This is a genomic window from Arthrobacter sp. B0427-1-12 (assembly GCF_059092905.1).
Genome location: NZ_JBNHIC010000123.1, coordinates 1 through 3,168, shown reverse-complemented (window position 1 = coordinate 3,168; position 3,168 = coordinate 1). Strand labels below are relative to the sequence as shown.

The following is a 3,168-nucleotide window of genomic DNA, read 5'->3' as shown; positions in this document are numbered from 1 at the left end:
TCGAAGTCAGGCAGCCCCGCGGCTACGGACGCTGTCGGATGGCGATCCTGGCCGACGCCTCGGCCGCCTCGCTGCACCTGTTCGTCGGCGAGAACGTGGAGCCCGGCGCCACCGTCATCACCGATGCCTGGCAGGGCTACCGGGGGGGGCGAGACACTCGGCTACACGCACGATCGGCGCAGCCAGCGCGCGCCCGTGCCCGCGGCGAGGACCCCGGCCAGCTGCTGCCTGGAGTTCACCGCATCGCGTCGCTGGCCAAGCGGTGGCTGCTGGGCACCCATCAGGGCTCGGTGGACGCGGCGCACCTGCAGAGCTACCTGAACGAGTTCACCTTCCGCTTCAACCGGCGCCGTTCGACCAGCCGCGGCATGGTCTTCTACCGCGTCCTCGAACTCGCCGTCGGACACCGTCCGGTGCGCTACCGCGACCTGGTCGCCGACCCTCAGCCCAAGACCACCCGGCCTCTCACCCCGGGACCGGCGGTTATCCACCGAGCCTGGACCGTCCCCGGGCAGCCCATCCCTGGCGCTCCACTGACCGCGACGGTCCGGTCAGCTAAATACCCCTGACAGCGCATATGTCTCGGGATGAGGCCATGACGGCCCCGCCGTCCCACGACGGCGGAAACACCGATTACGGAGCCGGAACTATTGCCCGGGACCGGGAACGGGCCTAGCATGGATCAACATTGCCGCAGCCTTTGTGCTGCGACATTTTGGGGGACATCTCGGGGGGAGGTGTAATGGCAGGCGGAAACCGGCGTTGGTGCATGGCACCTCTGGTTCGGCGCGTCCTGCTGGCCGGGCTCGCAGTTCTGGCCTGGATGGTCCTTGGCGCCGCCGCCGCCCATGCCCTTACCCCGGCTTTGACCGAGCAGGACCTCACCGGTGCACCCCTGGCCGCCCTCGCCGCCCCCGTGGCGGAAACAACGGTAACTGACCGCGGCGTGGCCGGGGCTGCAGCTGCTGCCGTACCCGCTCCAACGCCCGCCGCACCGCCGGCCACGGCCGCTGGTCCTGCCGCCGCGCCGGTTCCGGATCTCGTCCCGGCGGTCACGGGTGCTGTCCCTGCCTTGGCGGATCCTGCTGTTCAGGCCCTCACACGTGCGGTGCCGGCAGCTGCTGATGCCGTTCAGGCTGTGGCGCCGGTATCCGGCATCGTTGAACCCGTTATTGCACCTGTTGCCCAGGTCGTTGAGCCGGTCCTTGAGGCGGCCGAGCCCGTGCTGGATGTCGCAGAACCGGTACTGGACGCCACAGAGCCGGTAATGGATGCGGGCGAGCCCGTCCTAAACGTGGCCGAACCTGTCCTGGACATGGCGGCCCCGGTCGTGTCACCGGTAACTGCTGTGCAGCCGTCCGTGCCTGGCGCCCCGCTTCCGCCGATACCGGCCGGCACCGAGGGCCCGGATGTTTCCGGCGTTGACGCTCCCGGTCCCGCGGACGCCTCCGGCCCTGCAGACATTTCCCTGCCCGGTGGCGCGCCTGCCGATTCAGCGCCCGTCCCGCCCGTGGCTGAGAACCGGGCCGCTGCGGCCGGACAGGTCCACCATCGGGCCGCTGAAGCCGGCGCCCGTGAAGCCGTCAGTTTCGTACCGGAAACAACTTCAAGGACAGCTGCCGGACCCAACGCCCCTGGATCCGGAGATCCCGAACCCGCAATTCCCGGTTCCGGCACCCCGTCCGGCCCGTCCCCGGCGGTTCCGGCGCCGTCGCCGTCGTTGCCTCCGGCTGCCTCCGCGCAGGGCGGGTCCGGCTCCGTCGCGGCCGATCTGGCGGACCTGCTGTCCCCGCCCGTACCGCAGGGGGCGGCGCTGAGCGACGCCGGTTGGACCCTGCACGCCTGCCTTTCTCCGGAACCGGGTTCCTCGCCCGACTGAGCAGGGCTGCGCTGCCCGGGGCCCGGGCTGCACCCCCAGCTGCCCCTTCCGGCGGACTGCCGGCACTCCTGCCGGCGACCGCCACGTCACGGGCACTGACTTACAGCCTGCCGCACCCGGATGCCAGCCCTTCCGGCTGGACCCCGGGCAGCGATGAACACCCCCGGCCGCCGCGGTATCCGGCCCCCTTCCGGTACCCGCGCCAAGGACGCTGCACGAAGCGGACGGCCCCCCGTGCCGTCCCGCCCGCCGGTGTCCGCACCGCCGGCTTCCGGTCAGATCCCCTGCCGGAAGCGCCGGCGGTCACCCGGCATCCGGTGCTGACCCGATGAACCTCTGGCCATCGGCTCCGCCGGATATTCCGGCCCACGCTTCCCCTGCCCGTCCCGGGCAGGCCAGACACCACCCCTGCACCGCAGGTATGCCGAGAAAGGCAACCGCAATGTCACCCACACGGATTCTTATTGTCGATAACCACGCACGGTTCGCACGGCTGCTCATGGGCGCGCTGAACCGGGAACGGGACATCGACTGCATCGGCTACGCCACCGGCACCGACGCCGCCCTCCGGCTGTGCCGGGAGCTGAAGCCCGACGTCGTCCTGATGGACCACGACCTGGGCGACGGCACCGGACTGGACGCCGCACAGCGCATCCTGGCCCGCACCCCGTTAGCCCGCATCGTGCTGCTCACCGCCCAGCCCTCCGCCACGCTGCGGCAGCAGGGCAGGGCCCTGGGCATCCGCGCGGTCCTGGCCAAGGGCGGATCCCTGACCACCCTGCTCGACGCCCTCCGGCAGGCCGCCCGCCCGGTGCTCCACAGCCGGCGGTCCCCCTCGGCCGCCTAGGGAAGCACTCCCCCCGCTCTCACACCAGAGAACAGAGGAACGGGAACCGCACACGCGGTCAAGCGCCCAAGGGGCCCGCCGCCGCCATGATGATGGTCCTCGATCCCAGACCCCGCGCCTACGGAAGGAATACAGTGACCAACGTCTTCAGCCTCAACCCGCGGATCCCCGACCTGTCCGCCCTGCGCCCCGGCGATCGGATCGAAGCCCGGCGCAACGGTGCCATCCACTATTTCGGCCAAGTCGAACAGGCTTTCCCCGAAGAGGGCACCGTGCTGATCATCGAGGGGGTGGGCGGCCGCCCCAAGCTGCTGCCCAGTGACGAATACGACCTGCACCGCAGTCCCCGCTGACCGGCCGGGCGGGTACTGCCCATGCGGCCGCCCGCCTAGGCAGGGCCGCAGTCCGGAGACCGGTTCAGTGGCCCTGATATCCGGCGGCG

At 71.0% G+C, this 3,168-nt stretch carries 3 protein-coding genes and 1 pseudogene; all 4 read left to right on the top strand.

Annotated elements, in window-relative coordinates:
• Positions 1-431 (top strand): annotated as a pseudogene (locus tag AC5RWU_RS23960) (IS1595 family transposase); the annotation flags it as partial.
• A gap of 338 nt (positions 432-769) precedes the next feature.
• Positions 770-1,879: a hypothetical protein gene (locus tag AC5RWU_RS23955; RefSeq protein WP_493986672.1), complete on the top strand. Its 1,110-nt coding sequence runs from the start codon at positions 770-772 to the stop codon at positions 1,877-1,879.
• A gap of 442 nt (positions 1,880-2,321) precedes the next feature.
• The gene (locus tag AC5RWU_RS23950) at positions 2,322-2,726 is read left to right on the top strand and encodes a response regulator (protein WP_493986671.1); all 405 of its coding nucleotides are present in this window, start codon (positions 2,322-2,324) and stop codon (positions 2,724-2,726) included.
• 134 nt (positions 2,727-2,860) lie between these two features.
• Entirely contained in the window at positions 2,861-3,079 is a 219-nt protein-coding gene (locus AC5RWU_RS23945; RefSeq protein WP_493986670.1) for a hypothetical protein, read from the top strand.
• Positions 3,080-3,168 lie beyond the last annotated feature (89 nt).

Excerpts from the sequence above, each read along its gene's own strand:
- AC5RWU_RS23955 (WP_493986672.1), top strand. The coding sequence starts at position 770 with ATGGCACCTCTGGTTCGGCGCGTCCTGCTGGCCGGGCTCGCAGTTCTG.
- AC5RWU_RS23950 (WP_493986671.1), top strand. The coding sequence starts at position 2,322 with ATGTCACCCACACGGATTCTTATTGTCGATAACCACGCACGGTTCGCA.